The 19,145-nt window shown below is 59.4% G+C and carries 21 protein-coding genes; 7 read left to right on the top strand and 14 right to left on the bottom strand.

The window, feature by feature from the left end:
• Positions 1-113 precede the first annotated feature (113 nt).
• The 5 genes from ACRRSD_RS20370 to ACRRSD_RS20350 form a co-directional block, all read right to left on the bottom strand.
• A complete protein-coding gene (locus ACRRSD_RS20370; RefSeq protein ID WP_435034997.1) occupies positions 114-1,049 on the bottom strand; it encodes a glutathione S-transferase family protein in 936 nt (311 codons plus the stop codon).
• A gap of 84 nt (positions 1,050-1,133) precedes the next feature.
• Positions 1,134-1,436 (bottom strand): GIY-YIG nuclease family protein, encoded by a 303-nt coding sequence (locus ACRRSD_RS20365; RefSeq protein ID WP_008083651.1) that lies wholly within the window; start codon positions 1,434-1,436, stop codon positions 1,134-1,136.
• A gap of 39 nt (positions 1,437-1,475) precedes the next feature.
• Positions 1,476-1,946 carry a nuclear transport factor 2 family protein gene (locus ACRRSD_RS20360; protein WP_435034994.1) on the bottom strand — a complete coding sequence of 157 codons (471 nt, stop codon included), beginning with the start codon at positions 1,944-1,946 and terminating at the stop codon, positions 1,476-1,478.
• 209 nt (positions 1,947-2,155) lie between these two features.
• Positions 2,156-3,460 carry a CynX/NimT family MFS transporter gene (locus ACRRSD_RS20355; protein ID WP_435034992.1) on the bottom strand — a complete coding sequence of 435 codons (1,305 nt, stop codon included), beginning with the start codon at positions 3,458-3,460 and terminating at the stop codon, positions 2,156-2,158.
• Positions 3,450-4,109 (bottom strand): FadR/GntR family transcriptional regulator, encoded by a 660-nt coding sequence (locus ACRRSD_RS20350; protein WP_150706007.1) that lies wholly within the window; start codon positions 4,107-4,109, stop codon positions 3,450-3,452. Before ACRRSD_RS20350 ends, ACRRSD_RS20355 begins: the two co-directional genes overlap by 11 nt.
• 166 nt (positions 4,110-4,275) lie before the next feature.
• On the opposite strand from ACRRSD_RS20350, the gene ACRRSD_RS20345 reads away from it, so the two are divergent.
• Together ACRRSD_RS20345 and ACRRSD_RS20340 are read left to right on the top strand one after the other, a co-directional pair.
• Positions 4,276-4,587, top strand: coding sequence for a type II toxin-antitoxin system MqsR family toxin (locus tag ACRRSD_RS20345; protein WP_435034990.1), 312 nt, complete (start codon positions 4,276-4,278; stop codon positions 4,585-4,587).
• A complete protein-coding gene (locus tag ACRRSD_RS20340; protein WP_435034988.1) occupies positions 4,584-5,075 on the top strand; it encodes a type II TA system antitoxin MqsA family protein in 492 nt (163 codons plus the stop codon). The genes ACRRSD_RS20345 and ACRRSD_RS20340 overlap by 4 nt, the downstream gene beginning before the upstream one ends.
• A gap of 53 nt (positions 5,076-5,128) precedes the next feature.
• On the opposite strand, the gene ACRRSD_RS20335 is transcribed toward ACRRSD_RS20340, so the two are convergent.
• From ACRRSD_RS20335 to ACRRSD_RS20320, 4 genes are all read right to left on the bottom strand, one after another.
• Positions 5,129-5,893 carry an amino acid ABC transporter ATP-binding protein gene (locus ACRRSD_RS20335; RefSeq protein ID WP_007914351.1) on the bottom strand — a complete coding sequence of 255 codons (765 nt, stop codon included), beginning with the start codon at positions 5,891-5,893 and terminating at the stop codon, positions 5,129-5,131.
• A gap of 11 nt (positions 5,894-5,904) precedes the next feature.
• Entirely contained in the window at positions 5,905-6,999 is a 1,095-nt protein-coding gene (locus tag ACRRSD_RS20330) for an amino acid ABC transporter permease (protein ID WP_220558024.1), read from the bottom strand.
• 10 nt (positions 7,000-7,009) lie between these two features.
• Positions 7,010-8,191 (bottom strand): amino acid ABC transporter permease, encoded by a 1,182-nt coding sequence (locus ACRRSD_RS20325; protein ID WP_435034985.1) that lies wholly within the window; start codon positions 8,189-8,191, stop codon positions 7,010-7,012.
• 66 nt (positions 8,192-8,257) lie between these two features.
• On the bottom strand, positions 8,258-9,289 hold the full coding sequence (locus tag ACRRSD_RS20320; protein WP_127925921.1) for an amino acid ABC transporter substrate-binding protein: 1,032 nt from the start codon (positions 9,287-9,289) through the stop codon (positions 8,258-8,260).
• Between the two features lie 468 nt (positions 9,290-9,757).
• On the opposite strand from ACRRSD_RS20320, the gene ACRRSD_RS20315 reads away from it, so the two are divergent.
• The 5 genes from ACRRSD_RS20315 (at position 9,758) to ACRRSD_RS20295 (ending at position 15,069) form a co-directional block, all read left to right on the top strand.
• A complete protein-coding gene (locus tag ACRRSD_RS20315; RefSeq protein ID WP_435034982.1) occupies positions 9,758-10,414 on the top strand; it encodes an alpha/beta hydrolase in 657 nt (218 codons plus the stop codon).
• 97 nt (positions 10,415-10,511) lie between these two features.
• The gene (gene rhlB, locus ACRRSD_RS20310) at positions 10,512-11,990 is read left to right on the top strand and encodes an ATP-dependent RNA helicase RhlB (RefSeq protein WP_435034980.1); all 1,479 of its coding nucleotides are present in this window, start codon (positions 10,512-10,514) and stop codon (positions 11,988-11,990) included.
• A 135-nt stretch (positions 11,991-12,125) separates the two neighbouring features.
• Positions 12,126-13,070 (top strand): ornithine cyclodeaminase family protein, encoded by a 945-nt coding sequence (locus tag ACRRSD_RS20305; RefSeq protein ID WP_435034978.1) that lies wholly within the window; start codon positions 12,126-12,128, stop codon positions 13,068-13,070.
• Positions 13,071-13,221: 151 nt separating this feature from the next.
• Positions 13,222-14,349 carry an NAD(P)/FAD-dependent oxidoreductase gene (locus ACRRSD_RS20300; RefSeq protein ID WP_435034975.1) on the top strand — a complete coding sequence of 376 codons (1,128 nt, stop codon included), beginning with the start codon at positions 13,222-13,224 and terminating at the stop codon, positions 14,347-14,349.
• Positions 14,350-14,442: 93 nt separating this feature from the next.
• Positions 14,443-15,069 carry a helix-turn-helix transcriptional regulator gene (locus tag ACRRSD_RS20295; RefSeq protein ID WP_435034973.1) on the top strand — a complete coding sequence of 209 codons (627 nt, stop codon included), beginning with the start codon at positions 14,443-14,445 and terminating at the stop codon, positions 15,067-15,069.
• 131 nt (positions 15,070-15,200) lie between these two features.
• Here the strand turns inward: ACRRSD_RS20295 and ACRRSD_RS20290 are convergent, their stop codons facing one another.
• The 5 genes from ACRRSD_RS20290 to ACRRSD_RS20270 form a co-directional block, all read right to left on the bottom strand.
• On the bottom strand, positions 15,201-15,977 hold the full coding sequence (locus tag ACRRSD_RS20290; RefSeq protein ID WP_016985013.1) for an ABC transporter substrate-binding protein: 777 nt from the start codon (positions 15,975-15,977) through the stop codon (positions 15,201-15,203).
• Between the two features lie 296 nt (positions 15,978-16,273).
• Positions 16,274-16,726 carry a molybdopterin synthase catalytic subunit MoaE gene (gene moaE / locus ACRRSD_RS20285; RefSeq protein ID WP_435034971.1) on the bottom strand — a complete coding sequence of 151 codons (453 nt, stop codon included), beginning with the start codon at positions 16,724-16,726 and terminating at the stop codon, positions 16,274-16,276.
• Positions 16,727-16,729: 3 nt separating this feature from the next.
• A complete protein-coding gene (locus ACRRSD_RS20280; protein ID WP_016985014.1) occupies positions 16,730-16,972 on the bottom strand; it encodes a MoaD/ThiS family protein in 243 nt (80 codons plus the stop codon).
• The gene (gene moaC / locus ACRRSD_RS20275; protein WP_093437022.1) at positions 16,969-17,442 is read right to left on the bottom strand and encodes a cyclic pyranopterin monophosphate synthase MoaC; all 474 of its coding nucleotides are present in this window, start codon (positions 17,440-17,442) and stop codon (positions 16,969-16,971) included. The genes ACRRSD_RS20280 and moaC overlap by 4 nt, the downstream gene beginning before the upstream one ends.
• Positions 17,443-17,682: 240 nt before the next feature.
• Positions 17,683-19,077, bottom strand: coding sequence for a PhoH family protein (locus ACRRSD_RS20270; protein ID WP_007914309.1), 1,395 nt, complete (start codon positions 19,075-19,077; stop codon positions 17,683-17,685).
• Positions 19,078-19,145: the final 68 nt, after the last annotated feature.

The raw sequence follows: 19,145 nt of genomic DNA, 5'->3' as shown, positions 1-19,145 counted from the left end.
GTAGGAGTGAGCCTGCTCGCGATAGCGGTGTGTCAGTCGATAAATCCGCCGATTGACACACCGCTATCGCGAGCAGGCTCACTCCTACAAAGTTTTGCTACAGACTTGAGAGATCAGCGGGCTTCGATACGGAAACCGAACCGCGGGAAGTGCACATGCACCACGCCGCCACGCTCGTCTTCGCGACGAATGATCAACTCTTCACTACCGGCAAACAGCAACTCACCCACCACCGGATCAACCCCGTAATCCGTCGCGGCAATCGCCACCTGCTGACCAGCCTTGAAACCGTTCGGATCAACGAACTGCTCATCCGGCAATGCCGCCGGCGTCGTGTTGCGTGCAACCTCAAGCGCCTCTTCGGACGTCATCGCACTCGCCGCGCCATGGCCAAAGCCCAGCACTCGACTCAGCCATACCGAAACCGCCGGATACTCATCCACCAGCGGTGCGGTGACATGAGTAGCCTTGAGGAACCACAGCGGATGCGCCAGCGCGAAGTCGGCAATCGACGGCTCGCCAAACAGGAAGTCCCCCTGCTCGCGCTGTAACTGCTGCTCCAGCCGCGCCATGATCGTCGGCCACTGATGCTTGGCTTGTTCGGCGGACAAACGCGTGGAACTGCCACCCGAGAACAAACCTGCACGGTCGGCGATAAACGCCTTGATCGCTTCCGGCGGCAACTTGGCGAAACGCACGGCAACCGATTCCGGCTGGAACACCAGACTCACGGCATGCTGAAACACCACCGAATCAGCCCAAGTGGCGAAACTGGCAGCGGTAAATTCCTGACCTTCGGGAAAGAACGCCGGCAATGCCTTTTCCTGCTCCAGGCGACGCGCAATCAGCGAAGTGTCGCAATAGATGTCGGCACCGATCTGCAACACCGGGGTCTTGCGATAGCCGCCAGTGAGCGCGGTCAGATCCGGTTTCGGCATTACCGGCGAGATATGCACCGAGCGCCACGACAAGCCTTTGAAACCCAGCAGCAGGCGGGCCTTCTCGGCAAATGGAGAGGTCGGGTAATGGTGGAGAATCAACTCGGACATGCTCGGCTCCGCCGCTCAGATAGTGAGCTGGCAGCTTAGCGCGCATTTGCTTAGCAGCCTACAGATCTGCCTGATGGGAACTGATCAGTCAGATTGATAAGACGCGACCAGGCATTCCTTGGCGCTCTTCCTGAGTTTTTTGATCAAACGTTCCTGGCGCAGCGCATCGCTTTTATCGCGGCACAGCTCGGTATAAACCAGCGCCATCGCCGGGCTGGAGAGGAAGAACCGTGCGCCTTTGCCGCTTTGATGCTTGGCGAAGCGGCGCACCGGGTCGTCGCTGATCCCGCAGTACAACGAACCATTGGCTGCGCGAACGAGGTAGACGAACCAGGACTTGCTCACCGGTTCGGCGACATCGACAGATTTTTCGCTAAGGCTGGTCACTTCGGGATCAAGACGTGTAGGAAACAGGCGGCGATCTTATCAGCGACCGGCCTGAAATGCCTTCAGTCCCTTCAATGCCTGGGCGCGCACGGCGTTGCGCACCAGCGGCGTCCAGCCCAGTAGCAGGCCTTTGAAACCCAGGGCCTGACGCGACCAGCGCCACAGATCAAAATGATCGTGGTGCTCGCAAATCTTGCCGTCACGAAAGACGAAGCGGGCCTGGATATCGTTGACCACGACATTGCCGGTCTGACTGAACAGGTAGGTCGCGACCCAATGCGCGCCGCCGCTGCGCTCGTCGGCGCGAACGTTGTCGAAGGTCAGCGAGAAGTCTTTGGCGCGGGTGGTGAGCATGCGCCACATGTCACCGGCATCGCGGCCACGCAATTCGCCGAATGCCGGGTCGCTGAACACGATGTCGTCGGTGTAGCAGGCGGCCATGGCTTCGGCGTCCAGGCGCTGCAAGGCCTGGTAGAAGCGGGTGATCAACGCGGCGTGGGCTTCGCTCATGGGCAATCTCCATAATAGGTACAGATTGCCAGTACGATAATCCGCAATGCGCAGAAACACTATCGGCATTCGCACACCGAATACCTGCAGCACGCAAAACCAATGTTGGAGCGAGCCTGCTCGCGAAAGCGGCGTGTCAGTCGACACAGTTATTGAATGTAAAATCGCCTTCGCGAGCAGGCTCGCTCCCACATTTAAAATCAGTGCATTCAGATCCTTTCGCTTTGCACTTGCACGTACAACGCACGCCCGGCACCGAGGCCAGCAATGATCGCGCCGGTGCCAATGATGCCGAAAATCCAGCCCACGGCATTCCAGCCGCCAGTCCAGTCATGCACGACACCCACTGCGAACGGCCCCATCGACGCCAGCGTGTAACCAAAGCCCTGAGACATGCTCGACAGGTTCGCCGCGACATGTGAATCGCGCGAACGCAGCACGATCAACGTCAAAGCCAGACTGAATGTCCCGCCCTGCCCCAGCCCCAGCAGAATCGCCCAGCCCCACAGGCCTTCGATCGGCGCATACAGGCAGCCGAACAGTCCGCCAAGGGTCAGCGCCATCACCACAACGATGGCCAGACGCTGATCCTTGCCGCGAGTGGCGAGCCATGGCGCGGCCAACGAGCTGGCAAGCTGGATGATCACCGAACCGGACAACACCAGACCGGCCTGGGTCGGGGTCAGACCGCGCCCGATGAGGATCGAAGGCAACCAGCCGAACACGATGTAGGCCAGCGACGATTGCAGGCCCATGTACAAGGTCACCTGCCAGGCCAGCGGATCACGCAGCAACCCGCGCACGCGATAGGCGACGTTGTGGGCACCATGTTTCTGGCCGATTTGCGGCAGCCAGAACACCGCCGCAACCAGCGCCGGAATCACCCAGAAACCCAGGCCCATCGCCCAGCTACCACCGAAGTGCTCACTCAGCGGCACACTGGAACCAGCCGCCATCGCCGCGCCCAGGCACAGCGCCATGGTGTAGACGCCGGTCATGGTGCCGGCGTGTTTGGCGAAGTCGCGTTTAACGATGCCCGGCAACAATACCCCGACAATGCCAATGCTCGCGCCGCCCAAAACGCTACCGGCGAACAAGCCGATCTCGCCAAAGTTGCTGCGCAAAATGATCCCGCCAGCCAGTGTCAGCAAAATCCCCAGCACCACCCGCTCAGCGCCAAAACGCCGCGCCAGAATCGGCGCCAGTGGCGCAAACAAACCGAGGCACAACACCGGCAGCGTGGTCAGCAGACCGGCCTGAGCCGCCGACAAGCCAAGACTTTTCGACACATCGCTGAGCAGCGGCGCCATGCTCGACAGCGCCGGGCGCAAATTCAGCGCCACCAGAATCAAGCCCAGCAGCAACAGCCACGGTCGACGCACCAGTGGGTGACTTTGCTGCACTTGCTCGTCGTCGGCCTCGGCGTCGATCAACAGCTCTTCGAGTTCTGCCGTGCGTTTGGGGGTTGTGGATATCTCACTGCGGGACATGGTTTTCTCGGTTTCAAGGTTCATTGATCAACTGCCTCGACAAGGCTTTGGCCCGTTCCGGGTCGCGTTGTTCGACCGCATCGAGCAACGCGATGTGCAGGTCGAACACTTCCTGACGGCGCGGGACGATGTTCAGGGTCTGGCGCAATTGCGCGCCGACGATGCTGGAGAAATAGCGATACAGCTCGCTCAGGGTCGGGTTGTGCGCGGCATCGACCAGACGACGGTGGAACACCAGATCGCAGGCGATATAGGTGTCGAGATCGCCGTGGTAGTGGCTGCCGCTGGTGCCGAGCGCTTCACGCAATGCGACGAGGTCCTCATCGGTACGGCGCAACGCGGCCAGGCCGATCGCCTCGACTTCGAGGATGTGCCGGGTTTCCCGCGCCTGATCCAGCGAGCAGCGCGACAAGGCTTTCAGCGTGTCGAGCGGATCGACCACTGCGCGCAGGTAACTGCCATCGCCCTGGCGAATCTCGATCAGCCCGGAAAACGCCAGCACGCGCATTGCTTCGCGCACGGTGTTGCGGCTGATGCCCAACTCGGCGCAGAGCTCGGGTTCGGTCGGCAAACGCTCGCCGACCTGCCAGGCACCGCTATTGATGCGCTGACGAAGTTGATCCAGGGCCTGATCGACCAGGGATCGCTTAATGAGTGGAGAAATGTCTGACATAGGATTCACCCTTTCATCCAATCATAGGATGAATTTTCTGACATGTTAGTCAGACCCGTGTAGGACGGCAACCACCTAGGGTCAATCGGAGACACATGGAGCGGCATTTTCGATTGGTCAAAATTACCCTTTAAGGGTAATTTCAGGGACAGGGTTTTGGTTTCTTATGGAGAAGAACACACCCCATTACGACTTGGCGGTGATCAAGGCGGAAGTCAGACGACTTGGCAGACAAGCTTTCACCAAGACCGCGGAAAAAACCGGTCTCGATCTCGGTTTTAGCTTCACAGAAATGCAGGAGATCGTTTTCGAGTTGCAGAACTGGATGTTGTACAAATCGATGACCACCTATGACGATCATCGAGTCTGGCAGGACGTGTATCACATCAACTCAAAAGGCCTGGAGATTTACATCAAGGTGACATACCGCCCTGCCGGCGGCGCACCGGTAATCTCCTTCAAGGAGAAAAACCCATGAAAACCCGGCAATGTTTCAGCTGTGGTGCCCGTGAGGGAATGAGGCATTTCGAGGGCCGCGGTGAGACCCTGAGTGTCAAAGGCATGGAGCGCCGCGTAGATGATCTCGCTGGCTGGGAATGCCGGCAGTGCGGGGAAATCGAGTGGGATGACGGCACCGATAGCGCTGATCGTTACACGCAAGCAGGCGATGAACTGGTTATCGCTGCCCGGCAAATGATCGGTTCCGAGATGAAGCGCATCCGGCGCAAATTGCACCTGACGCAAAAAGAGACGGTGCAACTGCTGTCAGGTGGAGGCCACAACGCATTTTCAAGGTACGAACGCGGCGAATTGCTGCCACCCAAGGCCTTGATGCTGTTGATGCGTTTGCTGGATCGCTATCCGCACTTGCTTGCCGATGCGAGAGTCTTGGCCGAAGGGGCTGACTTGAGAGGCGCGTTCAAGTACACAATCCACAAAGAACACGAAACTCTCACCGCCTCCTGACCACCAAAAAAACAAACCCGGCACAAGGCCGGGTTTGATTTACGCAAAAACCATCAATGCAAAATCTGACTCAAGAACAACTTCGTCCGCTCATTCTGCGGGTTATCGAAGAAGTCATTCGGTGCCGCCTGCTCAACGATCTCGCCCTTGTCCATGAAGATCACGCGATTGGCCACGGTACGGGCAAAGCCCATTTCGTGGGTCACGCAGAGCATGGTCATGCCGTCTTCAGCCAGACCGATCATGGTGTCGAGTACTTCCTTCACCATCTCCGGATCGAGCGCTGAAGTCGGTTCGTCGAACAGCATGATTTTCGGTTTCATGCACAGGGCGCGGGCGATTGCCACACGCTGCTGCTGACCACCGGACAGTTGTCCCGGAAACTTGTGCGCCTGCTCCGGAATGCGTACGCGCTCCAGGTAATGCATGGCAATTTCCTCGGCCTTGCGCTTGGGCATCTTGCGTACCCACATCGGCGCCAGGGTGCAGTTCTGCAGGATGGTCAGGTGCGGGAACAGGTTGAAGTGCTGGAACACCATGCCGACTTCGCGGCGGATCGCTTCGATCTGCTTGAGGTCGTTGGTCAGTTCCACGCCGTCGACGACGATGCGGCCCTGCTGGTGTTCTTCCAGACGATTGAGGCAACGAATCGTGGTCGACTTGCCGGAACCCGACGGCCCGCACAGAACGATACGCTCGCCCTGTTTGACGTTGAGGTTGATGTCTTTGAGCACGTGGAACTGGCCGTACCACTTGTTGACGCCCTGCATCTGAATAATGCCTTCAGAACCTGCAGGCTTTTTGATTGCTTCACTCATTTACAGAACTCCTAACGCTTGTGGCCAGTGTCGAGCTTGCGTTCCAGATGCATGGAATAGCGCGACATACCAAAACAGAAAATCCAGAACACCAGGGCGGCGAACACGTAGCCTTCGGTGGCCATGCCCAGCCATTTCGGATCGGCAGCGGCTTGTTTGACGCTGTTGAGCAGGTCAAAGAGGCCGATGATGATCACAAGGCTGGTGTCCTTGAACAGCGCAATGAAGGTGTTGACGATGCCGGGGATCACCAGCTTCAGGGCTTGCGGCAGAATCACCAGACCCATCGAACGCCAGTAACCGAGACCCATCGCAGCAGCCGCTTCGTACTGGCCTTTGGGGATCGCTTGCAGACCGCCGCGCACCACTTCGGCGACGTAGGCCGACTGGAACAGGATCACGCCGATCAGTGCCCGCAGCAGCTTGTCGAAGTTCATGCCTTCCGGCAGGAACAGCGGCAACATCACCGAAGACATGAACAGCACCGTAATCAACGGCACGCCGCGCCAGAACTCGATGAAGGTCACGCAGACCACACGAATCGCCGGCATGTTCGAGCGACGACCCAGCGCCAGCACAATCCCCAGCGGCAACGCGCCAGCGATACCGACAGTGGCGATGACCAGGGTCAGCATCAGACCGCCCCACTGGCTGGTTGCCACCGTGGTCAGACCGAAACCGCCGTGCAGCAGGGTGAAGGCAATGATCGGGTACAGCACCAGAAAGCTCAGCCCGTAGATCGCTTTACGCGGTACACGCGAGATGAACAATGGCGCCGCGCCAATCACCGCCAGCCACACGGTCAGGTCGACACGCCAGCGCAGTTCCGTCGGGTAATAGCCGTACATGAACTGGCCGAAACGCTGCTGAATGAACACCCAGCAGGCGCCTTCCTTGGTGCAGTCGGCGCGGGTGGTGCCGACCCAGTTGGCATCGACAATCGCCCAGCTGAGGATCGGTGGCACCACGAGGTAGATCAGGTAGAACGCAAACAGCGTCAGCAGGGTGTTGAGCCAGCTGGAGAACATGTTCGCGCGCATCCACGCCACCACGCCGATGCTGCTGTTCGGTGGGGGCATGTCGGGTTTGAAAGTATGAGTACTCATGCGCTTTTCCTTACCGCTCGATCAGCGCAATGCGCTTGTTGTACCAGTTCATCAGCAGGGAAATGCTGATACTGATCGCCAGGTACACGCTCATGGTGATGGCAATCACTTCGATGGCTTGACCGGTCTGGTTGAGCACGGTGCCGGCGAACAGCGAAACCATTTCCGGGTAACCGATACCAGCCGCCAGCGAGGAGTTCTTCGCCAGGTTGAGGTATTGGCTGGTCAGCGGCGGAATGATCACGCGCAGGGCCTGCGGAATGATCACTTTGCGCAGGGTCGGGCCGTTGCGCAGGCCGAGGGAACGCGCCGCTTCGGTCTGGCCATGGCTGACCGACTTGATCCCGGAACGCACGATCTCGGCGATGAACGCCGCGGTGTACACGGTCAAGGCCAGGGTCAAGGCGAGCAGTTCCGGGATCAGCACCCAGCCGCCAACGAAGTTGAAGCCTTTGAGCTCAGGCATCTCCCAGTGCAGAGGAGCGCCGAAGATCAGTGCGCACAGAGTCGGGATCACCAGCAGAATCGCCAGCCCCACCCAGAACTTGTGGAACGGCACGCCGGTTTCTTCAAAGCGCTGATTGGCCCAGCGGCACATCAGCACGATGCCGACAATGGCCACCACGATGCTGATCACGAACGCCCAGAAACCATCAGCGGCCAGCGCGGCCGGCATGTTCAGGCCACGGCTGCTGACGAAGAAGGTGTCGCCGAAGTTATGGCTGTTGCGCGGCCCCGGCATGGTCAGGAACACCGCGAAGTACCAGAACAGGATTTGCAGCAGCGGCGGAATGTTGCGGAACACTTCCACATACACGGTCGCCAGTTTGCTGATGATCCAGTTCTGCGACAGCCGCGCTACACCGATGATGAAGCCGAGGATCGTCGCCAGAACCACGCCGATCACGGTCACCAACAGGGTGTTGAGCAGACCGATGACAAACACACGGGCATAGCTGTCCGCTTCGGTGTAGTCGATCAGGTGTTGAGCGATGCCGAACCCGGCACTGCGCTCCAGAAAGCCGAAACCGGAGGTAATGCCCCGATGCTGAAGGTTGGTTTGCGTGTTGTCGAACAGGTACCAGCCCAGCGAGACCACCGCCACAACGGTGATGATCTGGAATAGCCACGCACGCACTCGTGGATCGCTGAGGCTGAGCCTCTGCTTTGGTGCGCCGATTGAATTTTGCATGAAGTGCCCCGGAAAAAATGGAACAAGAACATCACCCGGCGGTTGGCCCGCCGGGCGATAGAACCATTAGCGCACTGGTGGTGCGTACTGAATGCCGCCGTTGTTCCACAGGGCGTTCAAGCCGCGGTCGATTTCCAGCGGAGTGCTCTTGCCGAGGTTTTTCTCGAAGATTTCACCGTAGTTGCCGACTTGTTTGACGATCTGCACCACCCAGTCTTTCGGCAGTTTCAGATCTTTGCCGTACTCGCCGTCAGCGCCGAGCATACGGGCGACGTCCGGGTTCTTGGTCGACTTGGCTTCCGCTTCGACGTTCTTCGAAGTGATGCCGGCTTCTTCGGTGTTGAGCAGCGCGTAGCCAACCCAACGCACGATGGCCAGCCACTCGTCGTCGCCATTACGTACGACCGGGCCCAGAGGTTCTTTGGAAATGGTTTCCGGCAGAACCACGTAGTCCTTCGGCGAGGCCAGCTTGCTGCGCTGGGCGAACAGCTGGGACTTGTCGGAGGTCAGCACGTCGCAACGACCGGATTCCAGCGACTTGGCGCTTTCATCAGAGGTGTCGAAAGTGATCGGGGTGTATTTCAGACCGTTGCCGCGGAAGTAGTCGGAAACGTTCAGCTCGGTGGTGGTACCGGCCTGGATGCAGATGGTTGCACCGTCCAGCTCTTTGGCACTTTTCACGCCCAGCTTGTTGTTTACCAGGAAGCCGATGCCGTCGTAGTAGGTAATGAAGCCCGGGAATTTCAGGCCCATGCCCGCGTCACGGGAGCTGGTCATGGTGGTGTTGCGCGACAGAATGTCGATCTCGCCCGATTGCAGCGCGGTGAAGCGCTCTTTGGCGTTCAACTGACTGAATTTGACTTTGGTCGCGTCGCCGAAAACAGCAGCGGCCACAGCGCGGCAGACGTCAGCGTCGATCCCGAGGATCTTGCCGGTCGCGTCCGGTACCGAGAAGCCCGGCAAACCGTCGCTCACGCCACACTGCACGAAACCTTTCTTCTTCACGCCATCCAGGGTTGCACCCGCCTGAGCGAACCCGCTGACGCCGAGAACTGTTGCTGCAGTCACGATCGCCAGGGTGGATTTCAACATCTTCATTCAAACCTCCAGTTTTGCTCTTGTTGTGTCGGAGCTTGAGTCCAGTCGCACCCTTTTGAGGCGTTGTTGACCCGTGTTGGCTTTTTTTGGGGTCAACCGACGTCAGGACCTTCGCTATGAGTCTTTCAGGAGAAAATCCACATCATGGACAACTCACTTCTCACCAATCGGCCGAACGGGCTGTAGCCCTTTCACGTTCGCTGCGCCCGTAGCGGCCATTGGCGAACATCCATCACCGGATTCTTTGCAATCCCGTCGCGGGTCGTACACTGATAGTGTTACCGCCCACGCAAGATCGGTTGCACGGTTCAAGCCATAGCAAAGCCCGTACCACACCGCTTACCGAATCGATTCGGCGACAGGTCAATAGCAAAACTTGTAACCTTGCGACATCTTCTTAACGGATCCACCGGACGCGCACTCCAATCACGCACTTAATGAGAGCGCCCGCACATTTTTGGAGCAGACATGACCGAGCCCTTGATTCTTCAGCCTGTTAAGCCCGCAGACGCCTGCGTGATCTGGCTGCACGGCCTCGGCGCCGATCGCTACGACTTCCTGCCGGTGGCCGAAGCGTTGCAGGAAAGCCTGCTGAGCACACGCTTCGTGCTGCCGCAGGCGCCGACCCGTCCAGTGACGATAAATGGCGGATATGCCATGCCGAGCTGGTACGACATCAAAGCCATGAGCCCGGCGCGCGCGATTGACCGTAAGCAGTTGGAGGAGTCCTCCGATCGCATCATCGAACTGATCGAAGACGAGCGCACCAGCGGAATAGACGCTTCGCGGATTTTCCTCGCCGGGTTTTCCCAGGGTGGCGCGGTGGTGCTGCACAGCGCATTTGTGAAATGGCAGGGACCTTTGGGCGGTGTGCTGGCGCTGTCGACGTATGCGCCGACCTTCACTGACGAGATGGAGCTTTCCGCCAGTCAGCAGCGGATTCCCGCACTGTGCCTGCACGGCCAGTTCGATGGCGTGGTGCAGAACTCGATGGGCCGCAGTGCTTACGAGCATTTAAAGAAGCATGGTGTCACCGTGACATGGCAGGAATACCCAATGGAGCACGAAGTGTTACCCGAGGAAATTCGCGACATTGGCGTCTGGTTGAGCGAACGTCTGCGCTAAGCGTCGAGATTAAAACCGCCCTTTGATCCCTCCCCCTACGCCGCGCCCGTTTCTTGCATTACACTGGCCGGCGTACATTCCTTAACCAATTGATGAGATGACCGTGCTCAAAGCACTCAAAAAGATGTTCGGTAAAAGCGAGGCTGAGCAGCTCGCGCCAGTTCCCAGTGCGCCGTCGCACGTCCCCGGTCATCGCACCGATGCGCCACAGGCCGACCGCCCTGCTCCCGTAGCGGCACCGAAACAAGCCCCGCAACCGGCACCGGCCGCGCCCATCGCCGCCGAACCTGCCCGCAGCGAAGCGCCAAAACCGGCCAGACCGCGCCGCGAACCGAAGCCCAAGGCGCCGGTGATTCCGTGGAAACTCGAAGATTTCGTCGTCGAGCCACAGGAAGGCAAAACCCGCTTCCATGATTTCAAACTGTCGCCAGAACTGATGCACGCCATTCAGGATCTGGGCTTCCCGTATTGCACGCCGATCCAGGCACAGGTGCTGGGCTTCACTCTCGCCGGCAAAGACGCCATTGGCCGCGCGCAGACCGGCACCGGTAAAACCGCCGCGTTCCTGATCTCGATCATCACTCAGTTGCTGCAAACGCCGCCGCCGAAAGAACGCTACATGGGCGAGCCCCGTGCGCTGATCATCGCGCCGACCCGTGAGCTGGTGGTGCAGATCGCCAAGGACGCCGCTGACCTGACCAAGTACACCGGCCTCAACGTCATGACGTTCGTCGGTGGCATGGACTTCGACAAACAGCTCAAGCACCTCGAAGCGCGCCACTGCGACATCCTCGTGGCCACCCCGGGCCGCTTGCTAGATTTCAACCAGCGCGGCGACGTGCACCTGGACATGGTCGAAGTGATGGTGCTGGACGAAGCCGACCGCATGCTCGACATGGGTTTCATCCCGCAAGTAAGGCAGATCATTCGCCAGACCCCGCCGAAGTCCGAGCGCCAGACTCTGCTGTTCTCCGCGACCTTCACCGAAGACGTGATGAACCTCGCCAAGCAGTGGACCACCGACCCGTCGATCGTCGAAATCGAATCGCAGAACGTGGCCAACGAAAACGTCGAGCAGCACATCTACGCGGTGGCCGGTGCCGACAAATACAAACTGCTCTACAACCTGGTCAACGATAACGGCTGGGAACGCGTGATTGTGTTTGCCAACCGCAAGGACGAAGTGCGGCGCATCGAGGAGCGTCTGGTGCGCGACGGCATCAATGCCGCGCAACTGTCCGGCGATGTACCACAGCACAAGCGCATCAAGACCCTGGAAGGTTTCCGCGAAGGCAAGATTCGCGTGCTGGTCGCCACCGATGTCGCCGGTCGCGGCATCCACATTGACGGCATCAGCCACGTGATCAACTTCACCCTGCCGGAAGTCCCGGACGACTACGTGCACCGTATCGGCCGTACCGGTCGGGCCGGCGCCGATGGCGTGTCGATCAGCTTCGCCGGCGAAGACGACTCCTATCAGTTGCCGTCCATCGAAGAGAAGCTTGGTCGCAAGATCAGCTGTGAAACGCCGCCAACACATCTGTTGCGTGCGGTAGAGCGTAAGCGTCCGCAGTAAGCGACGCTTGAAAGAAAAGCGCAGCCGGCAACGGACTGCGCTTTTTTTTGCCCGGCATTTGATCAGGTGCTTGCGAGAGAAAACTAAAAGTCCATAATGGACAAATTAGTTTAAATACATACTCCGGAGCCTGACATGTCCATTACGCCTTACATGATCGACCAGCATCAGGCCCGCGAGCTGTTGACGCGCATCGATGTGCCGCAAATCCTGCGCAAGCTGTTCCGAGATCTCGCTGCCGGACACGCCGTGCAACCAGCGCAGCAACTGGTGGAGTTCCCGCAGGGTGCCGGCGACTTCATCAACTATCTGGGCGTGTTGGCCGAGGACGGGGTTTACGGCGTGAAAACCTCGCCGTATATCGTTCGCGAGCAGGGTGCCCTGGTCACTGCATGGACCTTGTTGATGTCGATGAAAACCGGTCAACCGCTGCTGCTCTGTGATGCGGGTGAATTGACCACCGCGCGCACCGCCGCGACCACGGCCGTGGCAGTCGACGCCCTCGCTCCGCTGAATGCCACGCGACTGGCAATCATTGGCAGCGGTAAGGTTGCCCAGGCGCATCTGCACTACGTGAAATCGCTGCGTGACTGGCAGAGCATCAGCCTGTATTCGCCGAGCCTGTCCGCCGACGCTCAAACCCAGTCACTGTTGAAAGCCATCACGCCCAATCTGAAGATCGCTGAGAGCCGTGAAGCGGCCATCGCCGAGGCCGACGTGATCATGCTGTGCACCTCGTCCGCCGGGCCGGTGATCGATCCTGCCGCGCTGAGCAAACCGGCCCTGATCACCTCGATCAGCACCAACGCCCCGCGCGCTCATGAAGTGCCGCCGCAGAGACTCAACGGCATGCAGGTGTTCTGCGACTATCGTCTGACCACGCCGGGGTCGGCGGGTGAGATGTTGATTGCCAGTGAACAACATGGCTGGAGCCAGGATTCGATTGTTGGCGACCTCGCCGATCTGCTCAGCGAAAAAGTGCACCGTCCCGATTACGATCGTCACGTGTTCTTCCGTTCAATCGGCTTGGGCCTGGAAGACATTGCCCTCGCCAATGCGATTTATCACTTAACCCACTAACGCCCAAAAAAACCCTGTGGGAGCGAGCCTGCTCGCGAATGCGGTCTGACATTCACCGAAGATGTCGACTGATACACCGCTTTCGCGAGCAGGCTCGCTCCCACAGGGGACTAGCGAACGCCTTGATATTACGTACCCACTGGAGACCTTCATGAGCCAGGCAGATTTCATCATCATCGGCGGCGGGATTGCCGGCGCTTCCAGCGGTTTCTGGCTGTCGCCGCACGGCAAAGTGATCGTGCTCGAACGTGAATCGCACCCGGCCTATCACTCCACCGGCCGCTCTGCTGCGCTGTTCACCGCCGCGTACGGCACACCTCAAGTGCGCGCACTGACCCAGGCCAGCCGGGCGTTTTTCGACAACCCGCCCAGCGGTTTCTGCGAACACCCACTGCTGACCCCGCGCGGCGAAATGACCGTGGACTTCACCGGTGACGCCGCCGAACTCAATAACCAATACCTCAGCGCCAAAGCCACCGTGCCGGAAATGCAGTTGCTCAGCGCCGACGAAGCCTGTGCGCGGCTGCCGATCCTGCGTCGGGAAAAAGTCCACGGCGCGATCTACGACCCGAGCGCCAGCGACATCGACACCGATGCCTTGCATCAGGGCTACCTGCGCGGCATCCGTCGCAACAACGGCGAAGTCCACACCGACTGCGAAGTACTCGGCCTGGACCGCGATGCCGATGGCCTCTGGCACGTGCAAACCAACGGCCGGACCTTCAGCGCGCCGGTGATCATCAACGCCGCCGGCGCCTGGGCCGACAAGATCGGCGCACTGGCCGGCGCCCGTCCGCTGGGGCTACAGCCGAAACGCCGCGCCGCGTTTATTTTCGCCGGGCCCGAAGGCGTCGACATTCACCACTGGCCAATGCTGGTCAGCCTCGATGAATCCTTCTATATGAAGCCTGACGCCGGGATGTTCCTCGGTTCGCCGGCCAATGCCGACCCGGTCGAACCTCACGATGTGCAGCCGGAAGAACTGGACATTGCCATGGGCATCTACCAGATCGAAGAAGCGACGACGCTGAGCATCCGCCGCCCGACCCGCACCTGGGCCGGGCTGCGCAGTTTCGTCGGCGACGGTGATCTGCTCAGCGGTTTCGATTCACAGGTGCCGGGATTGTTCTGGGTCGCCGCGCAAGGTGGTTACGGCATTCAGACTTCGCCAGCGATGGGCCAGGCCAGCGCGGCGTTGGTGCGTGGTCAGCCGCTGCCCGAGCACTTGCGCAACTTCGGCCTGAGCAGCGCCATGCTCTCGCCCGCCCGCCTCGGCTGATCGTCCCTGCGGATGACGCGCCCAACGGATTGCGGCACACTCGCAGCGCCTCCTGATCACGGGGGCGTTGACGCTGCCTGGAGCTCCACTGTCATGACCGCCCCTGAACTCGACCCGGCCCTGGATAACTTCCGCGCCATCGCCGACGCCATCGCCACGCTGTTCTATCCGCACGCCGAAGTGGTGCTGCACGACCTGCGCACACAGAAGGTCGACTACATTGCCAACAACCTGTCCAAACGCGAAATCGGCGACGACTCGTCACTGGAAGACATGCTCAGCGAGGATGTCGCCGAGCGGAACATCGGCCCGTACGAAAAGCTCAATTGGGATGGCCAGAAGATCCGTAGCCTGAGCAGCGTCCTGCGCGACAGCGAAGGCCTGCCGCTGGCGGTGCTGTGCATCAATCTGAATATTTCGCTGTTCGAGAATGCCAAGGCGGCGCTGGACCTGTTCCTCTCACCGAGCAAACTGATCCCGCAACCGGATTCACTGTTTCGCGATGACTGGCAGGAACGCATCAACACCTTCCTCCACGCCTGGCTACGCGAACGGCAACTGAGCCTGAATCTGCTGACCCGTGATCACAAGCGTGAACTGGTGCTGGCGCTGCACGCCGAGGGCGCGTTCAAGGGCAAGAGCGCCTCGAACTATGTGGCCAATGTGCTGAACATGGGGCGGGCGACGGTGTACAAGCATTTGAAGGAATTGAAGGGCTGAAGATTCAGGAGTTGTATTGCCTGGAATGACCTCTTCGTCGGAACGCCGCCCGGAGCAGGCTCGCTCCCACAGGGGATTTGTGCACGGCACAGATCCAGTGTGGGAGCGAGCCTGCTCGCGAAAGCGGTAGATCAGTCGCCGTAGATGTCGGACTTGAAATACTTCTCGGAAATCTTCTGGTACTCGCCACTCGCGCGAATCCCATCAATTGCACCATTCAACTGGCTGACCAGTTCGGCATTACCCTTGCGCACCGCAATCCCCGCGCCCTCACCGACGTACTTCGGATCCTTCAACTCAGGCCCGACAAACGCATAACCCTTGCCACGCGGCATCGACAGGAAGTCATTCAACGGAATGGTGTCGGCAAAAATCGCATCAAGCCGCCCTGCTGCCAGATCCATGTAAATCTCTTCGTTGTTGCTGTAGCGCTTGACGTTGATGCCCTTCGGTTCGAATACCTCAGTGGCATAACGATCAGTGGTGGTCGCACGCTGCACGCCGACATTCTTGCCCTTGAGGCTGGCGTATTGATCGTCGACGGTGGCGCCTTCTTTCATCACCAATCGTGACGAAGTGAAGTAGTACTTGTGGGTGAAATCCACCGACTTCTTGCGGTCTTCGTTGATGGTCATCGACGACAGGGCCATGTCGATTTTCTTCACTTTCAGCGAGGGAATCAGGCCATCGAACTCACCTTCGACCCACACGCACTTGACCTTCATCTGCGCGCACAAGGCGTTGCCGATGTCGTAGTCGAAACCGACGATTTCGCCCTTGTCGGTTTTCGAGGCGAATGGCGGGTAGGCAGCTTCGATGCCGATGCGCAGGGTTTGCTCGGCGGCGAACACGCTGGCGCAGGACAACAGGCTGAGGGCCAGACCGGTGATGAGGGGGAGTTTCTTCATGTTCGTTCTCTCGCGGGTTGTTGTTGGTTTGGCAAGATGAAGAAGAGCAGCTGCTAGCGGGGAGCTACGAGCGGCCAGACTGAAGCTGTTTTTTTGTACTTGGAAATCCATATTGGACTTATACGTACAAGCCGTCAATCGGGCCAGAGAGGCAAGATTGTGGTGATTCAGATGACGCCTTCGCGAGCAGGCTCGCTCCCACAGGGGATCTGTAGCGAACACAATATCTGCGTTCATGGAGATCCAATGTGGGAGCGAGCCTGCTCGCGAAGGCGTACTGAGGGACGCTACAGGAATTACTTTTTCCAGCGATCCGCGGCGGCATGATCACTGTCCCGCCCCTCAACCCATCGCGGCCCGTCGCTGGTGTTTTCCTTCTTCCAGAACGGCGCGCGGGTTTTCAGGTAGTCCATGACGAAGGCGCAGGCATCGAAGGCAACCTGGCGATGGGCGCTGGCGGCGCCGACGAAGACGATCGGTTCGCCCGGCTCCAGCGCGCCGATGCGGTGCAGCACTTCCAGCTTCAGCAAAGGCCAGCGCTGTTCGGCTTCGATGGCGATCTTGCCGAGGGCTTTTTCGGTCATGCCCGGATAGTGTTCAAGGAACATCCCTGCCACATCCAGTCCGTCGTTGAAGTCGCGCACGTAGCCGACAAAACTTACCACCGCGCCGACGCCGACATTGGCCGCGTGCATCGCGTTGACTTCAGCGCCCGGATCGAACGGCGTGGCCTGCACGCGAATCGCCATGGCTCAGCCTCCCGTCACGGTGGGGAAAAACGCCACTTCGTCGCCATCGACCACCGGCTCATCGAGTTGGCAGAGGTCTTCGTTGCGCGCGCACATCAGGTTCTGCTCGCTCAGCACTTCAGCGCCATCACGTTGCGCCAACAGCGCACGCACGTCGTCAACAGTGGCGAAATCGCCCTCAACCTTCACCGAATCCACACCCAACGCTTCACGGTAACGGGCAAAAAACTTAACGGTCAGGTTCATGGCTGCTCCGCTTGAAAGTGTCCGCTCTTGCCGCCGACCTTCTCCAGCAGGCGCACGCTTTCGATGGTCATGCCACGATCGACGGCTTTGCACATGTCGTAGATGGTCAGGGCGGCGACGCTGGCGGCGGTCAGCGCTTCCATCTCGACGCCGGTCTGCCCGGACAGTTTGCAACGAGCGACGATGCGTACGGTGTCGTCGCCATCCGCGCTGAGCTCGACTTTTACGCCGGTGAGCATCAGCGGATGGCACAGGGGAATCAGATCGCTGGTTTTCTTCGCCGCCTGAATGCCGGCAATGCGCGCCACGGCAAACACGTCACCCTTGGGATGGCCGCCGCTGACGATCATCTGCAGCGTTTCGGGGAGCATGCGCACCAGCGCTTGGGCCGTCGCTTCACGGAACGTCACGGCTTTTTCGGTGACGTCGACCATGTTGGCGCGACCTTGGGAATCGAGATGAGTCAGCACGGGATTACTCCTGATCAGGAGCGTGGATTGTAAACCTGCGGGTCAAATTTCCGCACGCACGATTATCTGAACACTGAAGAACCTTGTGGGAGCGAGCCTGCTCGCGAAGGCGATGCATCAGGCAACATCGTTGGCGACTGACACACCGTATTCGCGAGCAGGCTCGCTCCCACAGGGGTTATGCATTTATCCAGAAAAAAACCGGGCGGTTTTAAGAGCCGCCCGGTCTTGGGTGAAGGGTTACAAATGCGATTCGGCGTATTCAGCCAGAATCGAGCGAGGCACCCCTTGCAGGGTGATGTGCACACCGTTGGGGAAATCCTTGAAGCGTTCGGTCAGGTAGGTCAGCCCGGAACTGGTCGCGGACAGGTAAGGGGTGTCGATCTGTGCAAGGTTACCCAGGCACACCACTTTCGAACCGGCGCCGGCACGGGTGATGATGGTTTTCATCTGGTGCGGCGTGAGGTTCTGGCATTCGTCGATCAGGATCAGGCTCTGCTGGAAACTGCGACCGCGAATGTAGTTGAGCGATTTGAACTGCAACGGCACTTTGCTGAGGATGTAATCGACGCTGCCATGGGTGTTTTCGTCATCCATGTGCAAGGCTTCGAGGTTGTCGGTGATGGCGCCCAGCCAAGGCTCCATCTTTTCCGCTTCGGTGCCGGGCAGAAAACCGATTTCCTGATCCAGGCCCTGCACGCTGCGGGTGGCAATGATGCGGCGATAACGCTTGCTGACCATGGTCTGCTCGATCGCAGCGGCCAGCGCCAGAATGGTTTTACCGGAACCTGCGGCACCCGACAGATTGACCAGGTGGATGTCCGGATCGAGCAGCGCGTACAACGCCAGACTCTGGTAGATGTCGCGCGGCTTGAGCCCCCAGGCCTCTTGATGCAGCAGCGGTTCCTGATGCAGGTCGAGGATCAGCAGCTTGGCCTCATCGATCTCCTTGATCCAGCCGACAAAGCCCTGTTCGTCGATGATGAACTCGTTGATATGCACCGCCGGCAGGTTGTCGATCAGTTGCACTTGATGCCAGGTGCGGCCGTGATCCTGACGGGTATCGACCTTGCTCACGCGGTCCCAGAAAGAGCCGGTCATGTTGTGGTAGCCGTTGGGCAGCAGGGACACGTCATCGACCAGTTGGTCGGTGCTGTAATCCTCGGCATCGATGCCGCAGGCGCGCGCCTTGAGGCGCATGTTGATGTCTTTGGTGACCAGCACGACCGGTTTTTTCGGATCGCGGGTGTGCAGGTCGATCAGCTGGTTGATGATTTTGTTGTCGTTCAGGTGCTCGGGCAGAATCAGATTCGACTCGGCCTGTTTGCTCATCAGAATTGACAGCAAGCCCTTCGGCCCGCCCTTGCCGCGCTGGATCGGCACACCCAGTTCGACATCTTCCGGGGAAGCATCGCCCAGGGTCTTGTCGATCAGCCGGATGGCCTGACGGCATTCAGCGGCCACGCTGTGATGCCCGCTCTTGAGCTTGTCCAGCTCTTCAAGCACGGTCATCGGGATCGCGACGTGGTGTTCTTCGAAATTCAGCAGGGCGTTTGGATCGTGAATCAATACGTTGGTATCGAGTACATAAAGGATTGGCTGGTTGGAGGAAGGGCTACGTCCGTGATCATCCATACTCGGTCACCTTTGTCAGAGCCAGTAGACGCAATACCTGAGCGGTGCTGCGCCTCGAAGTGACTGCC

The sequence above is a fragment of the Pseudomonas neuropathica genome, from assembly GCF_051174785.1.
GTDB lineage: Bacteria > Pseudomonadota > Gammaproteobacteria > Pseudomonadales > Pseudomonadaceae > Aquipseudomonas > Aquipseudomonas neuropathica_A.
Note: the sequence above shows the minus strand (reverse complement) of the source record. Positions and strands in the feature narration are given on the sequence as shown.